Origin of the sequence: Streptomyces sp. NPDC050504 (assembly GCF_044458065.1) — a bacterium.
Classification (GTDB): domain Bacteria; phylum Actinomycetota; class Actinomycetes; order Streptomycetales; family Streptomycetaceae; genus Streptomyces.
In genome coordinates, this window is sequence record NZ_JBITHO010000016.1 from 61756 (window position 1) to 77566 (window position 15811).

Sequence of the window (15811 nt, forward strand, 5' to 3'; positions counted from 1 at the left end):
CCCCCCATTCTTGCCCCATCGGGCCCGTGCCCCGACAGGGTGTCCCGGACCTGGCCCCGAAAGGGGGCCGGTCCCCCTGGGCGGAGGGCCGGCGGAGGGCTAGGCGAAGGCCGCGCCGAACGCCTCGTGGAAGCCGGGGAACGTCTTCCGTACGCAGCCGGGGTCGTCGAACGCGATGCCGGGCGTGCGCAGGCCCGTGACCGCGAAGGACATCACGATGCGGTGGTCGCCGTGGGTCGCGATCTCGGCCGCGCGCGGGGTGCCGGGGCGGATCTCGATCCAGTCGGGGCCGGTGGCGACCTCGATGCCCAGGCGGCGCAGGTTCTGGGCGCAGGCTTCGAGGCGGTCGCACTCCTTGACGCGGGTGTTGGCGACGTCCTCGATGCGCACGGGGCCGTCCGCGTGGGGGGCGAGCGCGGCGAGGGTGGGCATCGTGTCGGAGATGTCGCGCATGTTGACGGTGAGGCCCCGGAGGCGGTCGGGGCCCGTCACTGTGGTGGCGTCGGCGGTGACCGCGACCTCGGCGCCCATCGCGCGCAGCACCTCCACGAAGCCCAGGTCGCCCTGGAGCGCGGCGCTCGTCAGGCCGGGGACGGTGACGGTGGTGCCGGTGAGCGCGGCGGCGGCGAAGAAGTAGCTGGCCGTGGAGGCGTCGGGCTCGATGGCGTAAGTGGTGGCGCGGTAGCCGGTGGGCGGCACGGTGAAGACGTCGCCCTCGCGGGTCGGCGCGGCGCCGAACGCGCGCATCATCGCGAGGGTGATCTCGACGTACGGCGCCGAGACCAGGTCCGTGACGGTGATGGTCAGCCCGGTCCCGGTGAGCGGGGCGAGCAGCAGCAGCGCGGTGAGGTACTGGGAGGACTCGCCCGCGTCGAGGGTCAGTTCCCCGCCCTTGATGCCGTCGGCCACGACGGTCAGCGGGTGGTGTCCTTCGGCCGCCGGGTGCGTGAGGTCCACGCCGAGTTCGCGCAGGGCGCGGGTGAGCGGGGCGAGCGGGCGGCGGCGCATCTGGGGCGAGGCGTCGAAGCGGTACGTGCCCCGGCCCGCCGAGACGAGGGCGGGCAGGAAGCGGGCGGTGGTGGCGCCGTCACGGCAGTAGACGTCGGCCTCGGGGGCGGCGGGGCCCTGCGGGCGGCCGACGACGTGCCAGGCGCCGGGTTCGCGCCGGACCTCGTACCCGAGGCGGGTCAGGCCCTCGGCGAAGCCCTCGGTGTCGTCCGACGCGAGGGGGCGCAGGAGGGTCGTGGTGCCCTCGGCGGCGGCGGCCAGGAAGAGGGCGCGGGCGGTGATGGACTTGGAGCCGGGTATCTCGATGACGGTCACGGACGCCCATCCTGCCGTCGCGGGGGCGGCGGCGGGGGCGGGCGTCCGTACCGTGGACGTTCCGTCTCGGCGAAGGGCCGGTCTCAGCGGATGGGCCGGTGCACGTTGTCGTGCCCGGCCGGGCCCGGGGTCGCGTCGGCGATCCAGGGGCCGTCCCCGCTGGGGTCGACGACGCCCTGCTCCAGCCAGGTGTACGCGCCCGCGAGGACGCCGTCGACGACCTTGCGGTCGATGTCGTCGGTGTTGGTCCACAGCCGGCCGAACAGTTCGTCGACGCGGATGCGGGCCTGGCGGCAGAAGACGTCGGCCAGCTGGTGGGCCTCGCGGCCGTGCTCCTCGGTGCGGCTGAGCAGTTCGGCCCGTACGCAGGCCGCGCTCATCGCGAACAGTTCGGCGCCGATGTCGACGATCCGGCCGAGGAAGCCCTGCTTGGTCTCCAGCCGGCCCTGCCAGCGCGACATGGCGTAGAAGGTGGCGCGCGCCAGCTTGCGGGACGCCCGCTCGACGTACCGCAAGTGGGGCGCGAGCTGCTCGAACTCCGCGTACGAGCGCGGGAGCTGCCCCGGCCCCGCGACCAGCCTGGGCAGCCAGCGGGCGTAGAAGGCCGTCGCCTGCGCGCCCGCCCGCGCCTTGTCCGCCAGCGTCTTGTCGGGGTCGATGATGTCCCCGGCGACGGCGAGGTGCGCGTCGACCGCCTCGCGGGCGATGAGCAGGTGCATGATCTCCGTCGAGCCCTCGAAGATGCGGTTGATCCGCAGGTCGCGCAGGATCTGCTCGGCCGGGACCGCGCGCTCGCCGCGCGCCGCGAGGGACGCGGCGGTCTCGAAGCCCCGGCCGCCCCTGATCTGGACCAGTTCGTCGGCCATCAGCCAGGCCATCTCGGAGCCGTACAGCTTGGCGAGCGCCGCCTCGATGCGGATGTCGTTGCGGTCCTCGTCGGCCATCTGCGAGGAGAGGTCGAGCACCGCTTCGAGGGCGAACGTCGTCGCCGCGATGAAGGAGATCTTCGCGCCGACCGCCTCGTGCCTGGCCACCGGCCTGCCCCACTGCTCGCGGACCGACGACCACTCGCGGGCGATCTTCAGGCACCACTTGCCCGCGCCGACGCAGAGCGCGGGCAGCGAGAGCCGGCCGGTGTTGAGGGTGGTGAGCGCGATCTTGAGGCCCGCTCCCTCGGGGCCTATCCGGTTCGCGGCGGGGACGCGGACCCGGTGGAAGCGGGTCACCCCGTTCTCGATGCCGCGCAGGCCCATGAAGGCGTTGCGGTGCTCGACGGTGACGCCGGGCGAGTCCGCCTCGACGACGAAGGCGGTGATGCCGCCCCGGTGGCCCTCGCTCCCGGGCACGCGCGCCATGACGACCAGCAGGTCGGCCACGACGCCGTTGGTGGTCCACAGCTTGACCCCGTCGAGGACGTACGCGTCGCCGTCCGGTACCGCCGTGGTGGCCAGGCGCGCCGGGTCGGAGCCCACGTCGGGCTCGGTGAGCAGGAACGCCGAGATGTCGGTGCGGGCGAGGCGCGGCAGGAACTCCTCCTTCTGCTCCTGGGTGCCGAAGAGCTTCAGCGGCTGCGGTACGCCGATGGACTGGTGCGCCGAGAGCAGGGCGCCGATCGCGGGGCTCGCGGAGCCCGCGAGGGCCAGTGCCTTGTTGTAGTAGACCTGGGTGAGGCCGAGCCCGCCGTACTTCGTGTCGATCTTCATCCCGAGGGCGCCGAGCTCCTTGAGGCCGTTGACGACCTCGTCCGGGATGCGGGCGTCGCGCTCGATCAGCGCGGAGTCGACCTCCGTCTCGCAGAAGTCGCGCAGTTTGGCCAGGAACTCCTCGCCGCGCAGGGCGTCGTCCGCGGTGGGGAGGGGGTGGGGGTGGATGAGGTCGAGGCGGAAGCGGCCGAGGAACAGCTCCTTGGCGAAGCTGGGCTTGCGCCAGTCCTGTTCCCTGGCGTCCTCGGCGACGCGGCGCGCTTCGCGCTCGGTGACCTTGGGGGTGGGGGTGGGGGTGGGGGTGGGGGTGGGGGGTGGTACGGAGTTGGCGGACATGAGGCTCACCTCGCCGCGAGTAGGGGGCGTACCGGCCGGTGCTACTCGTCCGTATGTACCCCTTTTCGGGCGGGGCCGCCAGGGTGCGCGGGGCGTTTCGCCTGCGGTGGGCGTTCCCCCGCCCCGCCCCTTCCCGAAACCCTCCGGGGGCCCTGCGGGGCGGATGGGTACGCGCGGCATCTGCCCCACCCTCGCGCAGTTCCCCGCGCCCCTAAAAGGGGCGCGGGGTGGGGCGGGGAGGGGCGGGGTGGCGCGGGGAGGGGTGGGGTGGGGTCCCGCGCGGCGGGGCCTGCCGGTTGCTACAGCGTGATGCCCGTGAGGACCAGGACGCGCTCGTACGTGTAGTCGTCCATCGCGTACCGCACGCCCTCGCGGCCCACGCCGGACTGCTTCGCGCCGCCGTACGGCATCTGGTCGGCCCGGTACGACGGAACGTCGCCGACGATCACGCCGCCGACCTCCAGCGCGCGGTGCGCGCGGAACGCGGTCTGGATGTCGTGGGTGAAGACGCCCGCCTGGAGGCCGTACTTCGAGTCGTTGACGGCCGCGAACGCCTCGGCCTCGCCGTCGACCTTCTTCACGGTCAGCACGGGCCCGAAGACCTCCTCGCAGGAGATCGTCACGTCGCCCGGGACGTCCGCGAGGACGGTCGGCGCGTACGTGGCGCCGTCCCGCTTGCCGCCGGTGAGCAGCGAGGCACCCGCCTCGACCGCCTCGTCCACCCAGGACTCGACGCGCTTGGCCGCGTCCTCGCTGACCAGCGGGCCGACGTCGGTCGCGGAGTCGGACGGGTCGCCGGTCACCTGCGCCTCGACCGCCGCGACGATCTTCGGCAGCAGCCGCTCGTACACCGAGGCGTCGGCGATCACGCGCTGCACGGAGATGCAGGACTGGCCGCCCTGGTAGTTCGAGAAGGTCGCGATGCGGGTCGCGGCCCAGTCGAGGTCGGTCTCGGAGGCGTAGTCGCCGAGGACGACCGCCGCGCCGTTGCCGCCGAGCTCCAGCGTGCAGTGCTTGCGCGGCACGGACTCCATGATCGAGTAGCCGACCGGGCCCGAGCCGGTGAAGGAGATGACGGGCAGGCGCTCGTCCTGGACGAGGGCGGGCATGCGGTCGTTGGGGACCGGCAGCACCGACCAGGAGCCCGCGGGCAGCTCGGTCTCGGCCAGCAGCTCGCCGAGCACGAGCGAGGAGATCGGCGTCGCGGGCGCGGGCTTCAGCACGATCGGGGCGCCGACGGCGATGGCCGGGGCGACCTTGTGGGCGCTGAGGTTCAGCGGGAAGTTGAAGGGCGCGATGCCCAGGACGACGCCCTTGGGGATGCGGCGGGTGAGCGCGAGGCGGCCCACGCCGCCCGCGTCGGTGTCCAGGCGCTGGGCCTCGCCGCCGTTGAAACGACGGGCCTCCTCGGCGGCGAACCGGAACACGGAGACGGCGCGGCCGACCTCGCCGCGCGCCCACTTGACGGGCTTGCCGTTCTCGGCGGAGATCAGCTGGGCGATCTCCTCGGTGCGCTCGGCGAGGCGCTTCGAGACGTGGTCGAGGGCGGCGGCGCGCACGTGCGCGGGGGTCGCGGCGAACTCGTCGACGACGGCGTGCGCGGCGGCCACGGCCTCCTCGACCTGTGCCTCGGTGGGCACGCTGACCTTGCCGACGAGCCGGCCGTCCCACGGGGAGGTGACGTCGAACGCGGAGTCGCCGGTGGCCTGGCGGCCGGCGAGCCAGAAGGCGTGGGTGGCGGTCATCTCGGAACCGGCCCTTCAAAGTGGACGGGAGCTGTCGCCTCCACCGTAGGCCCGGGGCGCTGACTTGGCGTTTGTCCGCGATGGAGCGCCGCACGGCGGGCCCGCACCTCTTTGTCGTAGGCGTGGGGCCCGCTCCGTACGGCTCGGCCGTACGCGCGGAACCGCCGCCGTCCGGCGGGCTACTCCCCCGAGACCGCCGCCGTCGCCTTCAGGGCCAGCCACAGCTCCATGCGGGCGTCCGGGTCGTCCAGGGAGCGGCCCAGGATCTCCTCCACGCGCCGCATGCGGTAGCGCAGGGTGTGGCGGTGGACGCCCAGGTCCGCGGCTGCCGCGTCCCACTGGCCGTGGCGGGAGAGCCAGGCGCGGAGCGAGGCCACCAGGTCGCCGCGGCCCTTCGCGTCGTGCTCGTGCAGGGAGCGGAGCATGCCGTCCGCGAAGGCGCGCACCGCGTCGTCCGCGAGCAGCGGCAGGACCGAGCCCGCCGCCAGCTCCTCGTGCTCGACCAGCACCCGGCCCCTGCGGCGGGCCACCGACAGGGCCTGTTCCGCCTGCTTGTACGCCGCCGCCACCGCGATCGGGCCCGCGGGCGCGGAGAGGCCCACGACCAGTTCCTCGGGCTGCTCGGGCGGCTCCTCCTTGCCCAGCCGCTCGGTGTACGCGCCGCACGCCGCCACCGCGTCGCCGCCGTCCGCCGCCAGGACCACCAGGCGTTCGTCGCCCTCGGGGACCATCAGCATCGCCTCGCCGGAGCGCGCCGCCGCCGTCTCCAGTGCCTCGGCGAGCGCGGCCGTGGACGGGGACTCCGCGATCAGCAGCCGGAAGGGGGCGTCGAGCAGGCCCCCGTACAGGTCTCCGGCGACCGCCCGCGCGTGGTCGGGCTGGCCCGAAAGCAGCATCCGCAGCACCGCCGCGCCCAGCCGCTGTTCCGCGTCCTGGAGCGAGCGGGAGCGTTCGGTGACGAGCGTGAGGAGGGCCACCGCGGAGTGGACCGCGTACCGCTCGGCCGTGCCGAGCGGGGCCGCCGTGCCGACCGCGAGCGTGCCCCTGGCGCGGCGGCCCGAGCCGACCGTCTGGAGCTCCACCCGGTCGTCGGAGCCGCCGACCACGGCGCTCGCCGGGGTCGGCCTGTCCCGCAGCCGCACCACGTCGTCGGTGAGCCGCGCCGCGCGGCGGGCCGCCCAGTCCGGCGCCACCGCGACCACCGCGCCCGAGGTGTCGTACAGCGCGGCCCAGCCGTCCACGTGCGCCGCGAGCTTCGTCAGCAGGTCGCCGGGGCCGTCCCCGGAGAGCGCGGCGCGCGTCAGTTCGCGCTGGGCCTCGAAGCCCGCGGTGACCGCGCGGTACTGGTCGGCGGCGATGGCCGCCGACACCGCCTTGCTGATCGCGAGGAACGGGGTGCGGCGCGGCACCTCCAGGAGCGGGAAGCCCTCCTCCTCGGCGGCCCGCACCAGCGCGTCGGGGATGTCGTCGTACATCACGCCGACCGCGAAGCCGATGCCCACGACCCCCGCGCCCGCCAGCCGCCGTACGTAGCGGCGCATCGCGTCGGGGTCGCCCGCGTCCAGCTTCATCGCCGTGATCAGCAGCAGCTCGCCGCCCTCCAGGTACGGCACGGGGTCGGCCAGCTCGCTGACGTGCGCCCAGCGCACGGGCGTGCCGAGCCGGTCCTCGCCCGCGCGCACGGTGAGCTTGAGCGCCGAGTGCTGGACGAGTGAGGCGAGCGTGGGCGGCATGCGTGACCGTTGAACCTTCTGCGCGGAGGCGGAACGAGAGCTGAATTGCGCCGCCGTGTAGTGCGGCACCCTTCGATTCTGCCAGGGCGTACGGGTTTACGGATCCCTCCGCGCGCCCGGACGTCCGCCGGGCGCGCCGGTCCTACCCCCGCAGGTCCACCAGCAGCGGCGGGGCGTGCTCCCCCTCGACCGTCGTCAGCGACAGCACGGCGTGTCCCGCCGGGACCTCGTGCGCCAGCTCGGACGCGGACCAGCGCTGCCGCTCGACCCGCTTGATCGTCACCGCGTCCCGTACGACCGCCTTGCCCGTCACCAGCTTGCGCAGCGCGTGCACCGCACGGGTCAGCGGCTGGTCGGCGAAGACGGTGTGCTGGGCGACCTCCCTGGTCTCCACCCACTCGGTGCCCCACGCCTCGGTGAACCGCTTGCCGTCCCAGGTGGTGATCCCGGCGAACGCCATGTGGCAACCGACCGCGCCGAGCAGCGGGATGTGCAGCGCCTCGGGCACGTCGTCGACGGTGCGCAGCGACAGCACGGCGCCCGCGTTGGCCGAGCGCAGGCCCCTGATGCCGCGGACCGTGTCGGCGGTGAGGGTCGCCGTGGCGTCGTCCAGGACCAGGCAGCTGAAGAGGGAACGGTCGGTGCGGGCGGTGACGACGGCGGTGAACTGCGCGAGGACGAGCCGGGCGAGCAGCCGGGATGCCTCGGCGTGACCCTGTTCGGGCAGTTCGACGCGGACCCGCATGGGGTGGTGCTGGAGGGAGCGCAGCGAGAAGGGGCTGGCGGACCGGGAGGTGTCGAAGAAGTCCGCGAAGGCCGGGCGGTCCAGGAGCGCCAGGCGGTCGGCGAGGGCGGGGCAGGGGTCGGACGCGGTGCCCATCTGGCGCACGCGCGCGGTGAGGTCCCGCAGCATCGGCAGCGGTCCCAAGGCTTCGAGCCGTTCTTGCAGCTCCGTCACGGCCGCGGGGGTGCCGCGCAGCAGTTCGTACAGCTCGGGCACGGCGGGGAAGCGGCCGTGCACCGCCTTGTACGGGCCCATGAGCTGGGCGAGCGCGGTCGCCGCGCGCCCGGTGTCGACGCCTTCGAGGTCGCCGACGAGGCCCTCGGCGAGCACGGTCGACGCCTCTTCGGGGTCGCTGGTGCCGCCGTACAGGTCCAGGTCGTGCACGGAGCGGGGGTCGCCGATCCGTACGACGACGTCGTACGCCTCGTCCGCGCCGAGCGCGGTCCCGGCGGCGCACACCACGATGACGCTGCACTTTCCGGCGAGTGCCTGGAGCGAGAGGGATTCGACGACGGGCGCGGTGAGGGCGCGCGTCTTGCCGGTGCCCGGCGGGCCGACGGCGAGCAGCGAGGTGCCGAGGACGGCGGCTTCGAGCGCGACGCCGGTGCCCCTGCGGGCGTACGGGTTGCGGGGGTGCTCGGTGCAGCCGCCGAGCCTGACCTGCCCGGTGAGCAGGTCGTGGACGGCGGCGCGGCGCGGCAGGTCGCGGGCGCCCGAGGGGTGCGCCAAGGCGGCGGCGCCGTGGCCGCGGACGGCGGCGGTGAACTCCTCGACGCGGGCGGGGTCCTTGCGGGCGGCGGCCCAGGCGCGGCGCACCCGTACGCAGTCGACGTCGTTCATCCGGCCGCCGCGCAGTTCGGCGGTGAGCCGGTCGGCGGCCTCGGTGGCGCCCGCCGCGCGCAGCTCGGGCCAGCGGGCGGGGGTCGCGGACGGGTGGGCGGGGACGCCTGGGGTGCCGGGGGCGGCCTGGTGCGGGATGCGGGCGCCGGTCTTGAGGCCCCGGGTGAGGCCGGCCCAGTCGCCCATGCGGACGAAGGGCCACAGGAAGGCGAGGGTGATCAGCGCGTAGGCGCCGTACGAGACGACGGCGGCCATGATGCGGTCGCCGCCGCCCGCCAGCCAGGTGTCGGGCAGCAGGATCATCACGGGGTCGACGACGGGCACGGTGTCGGTCCACACGAGCAGCTGGGCGAGTCCGGCGAGCGCGGCGGCGAGCAGCGCGCGCAGCGGCTGGGGGCGGGCCGCGACGAACCTGCGGAACACCTCCGACCAGTTGCCCAGGCGCCCGAAGGAGTACACCAGGAAGCCGCCGAAGACGCCGGTGTAGACGGTCATCGCGTCGTAGCCGTCGTACGTCTTGGGGCCGCCGAGCATGCCCGGGTACCACCACTCGCTGGGCGTGACGAGCTTGAGCGGTACGAGCCAGTAGGGGATGTAGCGGTTCCACCACAGGGACCAGAGCAGCAGTCCCGCGAGGAACGAGATGAGCGCGCCGACCAGCAGGGCGCGGTCGGGGACCGCGTCCTGCGGGGGCTGCGGGGGCCTCGGGACGTGCCCGAAGCGCCAGACGCCGGGGGCGGCGCGCGGCCGGGGCGTGGTCAGCCAGTCCTCGACGGGCGTGGCGACGGGCCCGGCGGGGGCGGTGGCCGGCACGGGCGGCACGGGCCGCGCCGCCGGGGGGCGTGCGGGGGGCCCTTGTGGCGGCGGCCCGGCAGGACGCGGCACCGGTTCGGCGCGGGTGCCGCGTGCGTCGTGCGTGCCCTCGGTGTCCATGTGGTGCTGCCCCTCGTCCCCTGACCAGCTGTACGCGCCTCAATCTACTGGCCGGACCAGGGCAGTTCACCGATCCGGGACGGCGGTGGCGCACACGGATCCGCATACGGTCCCGTACGGAAGTCCGCGCGCGTCCCCCGCGCACGGCGTGTCGCCACCGCCCGACCGGTTACGCGGCGGAGGGTCCCGCGGGTACGGAGACCAGCGCGGCGGTCCCCGCGGGCCGGTTCCCGCCCGTCTTCCCGTCGTTCTCCGTACGCCCTTCGGCCCGGAGCCGCTCGACCAGTTCCGTCAGCTCCTTGTTGCGGCCGGTGGCCATCATCCAGATCATCTTCAGGTCGCCGGAGAACGCGGCGCCCGGGTCGCTGACGCCGACCGGCAGGTTGCGTTCGAAGGCCAGGTGTCCCGTCCAGGCGCAGGAGAAGAACAGGGCTGGGCCCGCCAGCAGGTACTTGGGCCTGCGCCGCTTCGCCGCGAGCGCCGCGGCGCCCAGGGCGAGGCCCATGCCGGCGACGTGCATCCAGCGGCTCGTCTCGTTGGTGTGGCCCAGCATGTACGTCTCGAAACGCTCGTCGAAGTCCCTCATGGGGTACGGCTCCTCGGGTGTCGGGGGATCGGGGGGTCGGCGCGGTTCACGGGCCGGTGACGGACGACGCGGCGGGCGTCGGCGCGGTGCTGTTCTTCGGGGTGGCGGGGGTCCGCTGGGCGGGGACGCCGGGGACGGTGGCCCTGTCGGGGGCGGCCGGACCCGCAGTGCCGTCCGGCGCGCCCGCTTCCTCCTTCTCCTTCTCCTTCTCCTTCTCCTCCTCTTTCTCGGCGCTGTCCTCGTCGCGCCGCGAGTCGAGCGCGACGAGGTCGCTGCCGACCATGAGCACGGCGCCCAGGGCCACCGTGCTCACGGCGGCCCAGCCGGGCGCGTTCAGCACCACGACCGTGGCGAGGAAGAGCGAGGAGAGGGTCATGTCGCGCTTGAGCACCTGGTTGGCCGAGCGGACGTCCGTCGCCAGGGCCATCGCCCGGCACTGCACGTACGCGGCCGCCGTCCAGAGCAGCGCGAGGAGCGTCCACCTGGTCAGCGCCCCGGTCGCCACCAGCACGGCGGGCGCGAGGTAGACGAGCATGGTGAGGACGGTCGCGACCCGGGCCGCGGTGGCCCGCTCCGCGAAGACCGTCGCGGAGGTGCGCAGCCCCGCTTCCTTGTCGCCGTCGTAGTCGGGGAGGTTCTTCACGGTGCCCTTGGCGACGAACCACAGCACCGCGAAGGCGAAGAGCTGCCAGCCGTCGGCGTCCGGCAGCCGCACGCCGTCCGGCGCGGCGAAGTAGCCGAGGAGGAAGGAGCCGAAGGTCGCGAGCGAGAAGGCGAGCAGCCCGGCGACCGGTCTGGCCTTCAGGCGCAGCGGGGCGTACGAGTACTGGTGGGTGCCGAGCAGGGCGAGGGCCGCGGCGATCAGGTACTGCCAGCCGTACAGGACGGAGAGCAGCAGGATCGTGAGCGACATCGCGTGCGCGGCGAGCACGACCTTGCGGTCGCCGGCGCGCAGTACGAGCCAGACTCGGCCCGGCAGGTTGCGGCTGTCCTCCTCCAGGTCGGTGTGCGTGTTGTAGAGGTTGGCGACCAGCACGAACAGCACGGTGTTCAGCAGGCCGACGAACAGCTGCCAGGAGACGCCGGTGCCGCCGGCCGACGACCAGCCGAGGGTGAAGGCGAGCAGTGAGGGCACGCAGGTGCGGGGGCGGGCCAGCATCAGCAGGATGCGGACCGTCTCTCCGGCCCCCGCGCTGGCGGGGGCGGTGCGGACGGCGCGTATGCGTTCGTCCGGAGTGAGTGAGGCGAAATCTGTCATCCCGAGCGGTGGCTCGGTGGCGTACTGGGTCACGCGCGTGCCTTTCGGGAGCCATGAGGAAGTTGGGAGAGGAGATGCGTGTGGGGGGAGTGGATCCAGGGGCTCGTCAAAGCTGCCAGCAAATGTGTTCGAAGTGGCTGGATCTGTGCGCGAGTTGTCAGGAAATTGCCGGTGTCCATACCGCTATGGGGGGTGTGGACCGTGTACGACGTCTCATCCCGCGGGACGCGGTTTGGCAGAAGATGGCCAGTCCGACGGGTCCGCCGGGGGCGTCCGGGAGAGGGGGACCCCCGGCAGGACCCCGCCCGAGGGGTATGTCCGCCGCGGACAACGACACGCCCTCCTTCACTCCCCAACGGCGCATGCCTTCTCCCCCCGCCCCCGCCTAGCCTGCGGAAGAAAGAGAAGCAGCGTCCGATACACCCCCAGGAGCCCCCCATGACCGCGATTCCGCAGGAGCGCCGCGTCGTCACCGCCATCCCCGGCCCGAAGTCGCTGGAGCTTCAGGCCCGCCGCACCGCCACGGTCGCCGGTGGCGTGGGCTCCGTGCTGCCCGTCTTCACCGCCCGCGCGGGCGGCGGCATCATCGAGGACGTCGACGGCAACCGCCTGATCGACTTCGGCTCCGGCATCGCCGTGACCAGCGTCGGCGCCTCCGCCGAAGCCGTCGTGCGCCGCGCCGCCGCCCAGCTGGCCGACTTCACCCACACCTGTTTCATGGTCACGCCGTACGAGGGCTACGTGGAGGTCTGCGAGCAGCTCGCCGAGCTGACCCCGGGCGACCACGCCAAGAAGTCCGCGCTGTTCAACTCGGGCGCCGAGGCCGTCGAGAACGCCGTGAAGATCGCCCGTGCGTACACCAAGCGCCAGGCCGTCGTCGTCTTCGACCACGGCTACCACGGCCGGACGAACCTCACGATGGCGCTGACCGCCAAGAACATGCCGTACAAGCACGGCTTCGGCCCGTTCGCCCCCGAGGTCTACCGCGTCCCCGTCGCCTACGGCTACCGCTGGCCGACCGGTGCCGAGAACGCCGGCGCCGAGGCGTCCGCGCAGGCCATCGACATGATCAACAAGCAGGTCGGGGCCGAGAACGTCGCCGCGATCATCATCGAGCCGGTCCTCGGCGAGGGCGGCTTCATCGAGCCCGCGAAGGGCTTCCTGCCCGCGATCGCCGAGTTCGCCAAGGCCAACGGCATCGTCTTCGTCGCGGACGAGATCCAGTCCGGCTTCTGCCGTACGGGCCAGTGGTTCGCGTGCGAGGACGAGGGCATCGTCCCGGACCTGATCACCACCGCCAAGGGCATCGCGGGCGGCCTGCCGCTCGCCGCCGTCACCGGCCGCGCCGAGATCATGGACGCCCCGCACGCGGGCGGCCTCGGCGGCACCTACGGCGGCAACCCGGTGGCCTGCGCCGGTGCGCTCGGCGCCATCGAGACGATGAAGGAGCAGGACCTCAACGGCCGGGCCAGGCGCATCGAGGAGGTCATGAAGGCGCGCCTGACGGCGATGGCGGAGAAGTACGACGTCATCGGCGACATCCGGGGCCGCGGCGCCATGATCGCCATCGAGCTGGTCAAGGACCGCGCCGCCAAGACCCCGAACCCGGAGGCGGCGGGCGCGCTCGCCAAGGCCTGCCACGCCGCGGGCCTGCTGGTCCTGACCTGCGGCACCTACGGCAACGTGCTGCGCTTCCTGCCGCCGCTGGTCATCGGCGAGGACCTGCTGAACGAGGGCATGGACATCCTGGAGACCGCCTTCGCGGGCGTGTGACCCTCCGCGACGGCTCCGGGCGGGAGAACCGGGCGACGGACGGGGCCTGTGAAGAAGGTGTGGGGGGCCGATGGCGGGATCGGGTTCCGGCTGTCGGCCCCCCGCCCGCTGCCGTACGGTTTCTGCAGATGAGAGGAACACCTCGCCCGCAGGGGACTGCGGGCGGATCCGAGGCAGGGCCTCCCCGGCTCCACCTCGGTCGTGCCTTCGCGCACGCCGCCGGACCTTCGGGATCCGGTTCTCCTCACCGGTCGGACGGCCGCCCGCCCCAAACCCCCCGGGGCGCGCGGCGAACCGACCCAGGCGGGCGCTCCGGAACCACCCCCCCTGTTCCGGAGCGCCCGGCTCTCCTCCTGCCGGTGCTGTGCGCGGTCCTCTTCGCGCTGATCACCTGGCAGGTCGCGGCCGAGGGCCCGCTGTACCGGCTGGACGTGCGCGTGGAGCGCTCGCTCGTCGGCCGCGGCCCGCAGCGGCTCGCCGAACTCCTCGCCGACCTCGGCAACCTCCAGGTCGCGCTCCCGGTCCTGGCCTGCGCCCTCGCGTACGCGCTGTGGCGCGGCGCCCGCCGCCAGGCGCTGGCGGTCGCCCTGGCGATGGCGCTGGTGCCCGCGCTGGTCGCCCCGCTCAAGGCGCTGCTGGACCGGCCGGGCCCGCTGTCGCCCGAGACCGGCTACTACCCGTCGGGGCACTCGGCGACGGCCCTGGTCGCCTACTGCGGCGCGGCCCTGCTGGTCGGGACGCGATGGGCGATGCCCGTCGCCGCGGCGCTGACAGCGGCGACGGGCATCGGTCTGGTGCTGCGCGGCTACCACTGGCCCCTGGACGTGCTGGGCAGCTGGTGCCTGTGCGCGGCGCTGCTGGCGACGGCCGTCACCAGCGGTAGGCGTCGAAGTTCTTCGAGAACTCCCACTGGTTGAAGCGGTCCCAGTTGATCGACCAGGTCATCAGGCCGCGCAGCGCGGGCCAGGTGCCGTGGGTCTGGTACGAACCGCAGTTGACCTTCCTGGTCAGGCAGTCCAGGGCCTTGTTGACCTCGGCCGGCGAGGTGTGGCCGTTGCCGGCCTGGGTGGACGCGGGCAGGCCGATCGCGACCTGCTCGGGACGCAGCGCGGGGAAGAAGCGCTGCGCGTTGCCCGCCACGGGGAAGCCGGTGAGCAGCATGTCGGTCATCGCGATGTGGAAGTCGGCGCCGCCCATCGAGTGGTACTGGTTGTCCAGGCCCATGATCGGACCCGAGTTGTAGTCCTGGACGTGCAGCAGGGTCAGGTCGTCGCGCAGGGCGTGGATGACCGGCAGGTAGGCACCGGCGCGCGGGTCCTGGCCGCCCCAGGGCCCGGAGCCGTAGAACTGGTAGCCGAGCTGGACGAAGAACGTCTCGGGGGCCATGGTCAGGACGAAGTCCTTGCCGTACTTGGCCTTGAGCGCCTTGACCGCCTGGATGAGGTTCACCACGACCGGGCTGGTCGGGTTGCGGAAGTCCGTGTCGCCGTTCTGGAGCGAGAGGGAGTGGCCCTCGAAGTCGATGTCGAGGCCGTCCAGGCCGTAGGTGTCGATGATCTTCGAGACCGAGCTGACGAAGGTGTCGCGGGCCGCCGTGCTCGCCAGCTGGACCTGGCCGTTCTGGCCGCCGATGGAGATCAGCACCTTCTTGCCCGCCGCCTGCTTGGCCTTGATCGCGGCCTTGAAGTCGGCCTCGGACTCGACGGTCGGGCACTCGGCGACCGGGCAGAGCTTGAAGCGGATGTCACCGGACGTGACCGAGGTCGGCTCGCCGAAGGCCAGGTTGATGACGTCCCAGGAGTCGGGGACGTCCGCCATGCGGGTGTAGCCGGAGCCGTTGGCGAAGCTGGCGTGCAGATAGCCGACGAGGGCGTGCGCGGGCAGCTGGCCGCCGGGGGTGCCGCCGCCGTCCTTGGCCGTGGTGGCGCTCACGGCGGCGGACTTCGCGGACTCGCCCGCCTCGTTGGCGGCGCTGACCTGGAAGGTGTACGCGGTCTCGGGGGTGAGCCCGGTGACCGTCGCCGAGGTGCCGGAGACCGACTGGACGCGGGTGGCGCCCTGGTAGACGTGGTACGTGGTGGCGTCCGGCGATGCCGTCCAGGTCAGCGGGACGGTGGTGGCGCCGGGGGTGCCGGCCGTGAGGCCGCCGGGCACGGCCGGGATCTGGACCGGGTCGCCGCCGGGGCCCGAGAGGCTGAGGTCGTCGGCGTGGTAGGCGGGGGTGCCGTACCAGCCGTGGGTGTAGATCGTGACCGACGTGGTGTTCGGTCCCGTGGTGAAGCCGGTGGTGAGCTTCTGCCAGTCGGCCGCCGACGGGGTCCAGGTGGAGACGTCGGTGGTGCCGGTGCCGGACGCGCCCAGGTACACGTAGCCGCCGCGCACCCAGCCGCTGAGGGTGTACGCGGAGCCCGGCTTGACCTTCACGGTCTGGGAGCACCGGGCGTTGTCGCTGCCCGCCGGGGTGGCCCTGAGGGCGGAGGTGCCGCCGTGGACGGGGGACGTGACGGTCGCGCCGCTGCCCGCCGTACAGCTCCAGCCGTCGAGGCCGGACTCGAAGCCGCCGTTGCGGGCGAGTTCGGCGGCGGACGCGGAGGCGGTCTCGGGGGCGGTCTCCGGGTCTGCGGCACTGGCTGACTGCGCCGAGGCGATGAGCCCCGTCGCGGCGAGTGCGGCCGCGCTCAGCGCGGCCAGGAGTCTTGTGCGTCTCGTGCGGTCCACAACGGCCTCCGGGCATGGGGGAATTGGGGAGGGGTGGCGCACAAGATGGTCCAGACCAATCAGGTTGTCAATACCTCTG

General features: G+C 73.5%; 10 protein-coding genes. 2 read left to right on the plus strand and 8 right to left on the minus strand.

Going from position 1 to position 15811, the window contains the following annotated elements; genetic code table 11:
* Nucleotides 1-99: 99 nt before the first annotated feature.
* The 7 genes from aroA to ACIBNE_RS38940 form a co-directional block, all read right to left on the minus strand.
* Complete coding sequence (aroA, locus tag ACIBNE_RS38910) at nucleotides 100-1323, minus strand: 3-phosphoshikimate 1-carboxyvinyltransferase (RefSeq protein WP_399280413.1); 1224 nt, start codon at nucleotides 1321-1323, stop codon at nucleotides 100-102.
* An 83-nt stretch (nucleotides 1324-1406) separates the two neighbouring features.
* Nucleotides 1407-3362 (minus strand): acyl-CoA dehydrogenase family protein, encoded by a 1956-nt coding sequence (locus ACIBNE_RS38915; protein ID WP_399280415.1) that lies wholly within the window; start codon nucleotides 3360-3362, stop codon nucleotides 1407-1409.
* Between the two features lie 299 nt (nucleotides 3363-3661).
* A complete protein-coding gene (locus ACIBNE_RS38920) occupies nucleotides 3662-5107 on the minus strand; it encodes an aldehyde dehydrogenase family protein (RefSeq protein WP_399280417.1) in 1446 nt (481 codons plus the stop codon).
* A gap of 179 nt (nucleotides 5108-5286) precedes the next feature.
* A complete protein-coding gene (locus ACIBNE_RS38925; RefSeq protein WP_399280419.1) occupies nucleotides 5287-6840 on the minus strand; it encodes a PucR family transcriptional regulator in 1554 nt (517 codons plus the stop codon).
* A 142-nt stretch (nucleotides 6841-6982) separates the two neighbouring features.
* On the minus strand, nucleotides 6983-9397 hold the full coding sequence (locus tag ACIBNE_RS38930; protein WP_399280421.1) for an ATP/GTP-binding protein: 2415 nt from the start codon (nucleotides 9395-9397) through the stop codon (nucleotides 6983-6985).
* A 169-nt stretch (nucleotides 9398-9566) separates the two neighbouring features.
* Complete coding sequence (locus tag ACIBNE_RS38935; RefSeq protein ID WP_399280423.1) at nucleotides 9567-9983, minus strand: Mpo1-like protein; 417 nt, start codon at nucleotides 9981-9983, stop codon at nucleotides 9567-9569.
* 46 nt (nucleotides 9984-10029) lie between these two features.
* Nucleotides 10030-11274 carry a UbiA family prenyltransferase gene (locus tag ACIBNE_RS38940; protein WP_399280425.1) on the minus strand — a complete coding sequence of 415 codons (1245 nt, stop codon included), beginning with the start codon at nucleotides 11272-11274 and terminating at the stop codon, nucleotides 10030-10032.
* 405 nt (nucleotides 11275-11679) lie between these two features.
* Between ACIBNE_RS38940 and gabT the strand changes: the two genes are divergently transcribed.
* Nucleotides 11680-13014, plus strand: a complete 1335-nt coding sequence (gene gabT, locus ACIBNE_RS38945; protein WP_399280427.1) for a 4-aminobutyrate--2-oxoglutarate transaminase — start codon at nucleotides 11680-11682, stop codon at nucleotides 13012-13014.
* Nucleotides 13015-13142: 128 nt separating this feature from the next.
* On the plus strand, nucleotides 13143-13931 hold the full coding sequence (locus tag ACIBNE_RS38950) for a phosphatase PAP2 family protein (RefSeq protein ID WP_399280429.1): 789 nt from the start codon (nucleotides 13143-13145) through the stop codon (nucleotides 13929-13931).
* Here the strand turns inward: ACIBNE_RS38950 and ACIBNE_RS38955 are convergent.
* Nucleotides 13885-15732: a chitinase gene (locus ACIBNE_RS38955; protein ID WP_399280431.1), complete on the minus strand. Its 1848-nt coding sequence runs from the start codon at nucleotides 15730-15732 to the stop codon at nucleotides 13885-13887. The genes ACIBNE_RS38950 and ACIBNE_RS38955 overlap by 47 nt on opposite strands.
* Between the last annotated feature and the right edge of the window lie 79 nt (nucleotides 15733-15811).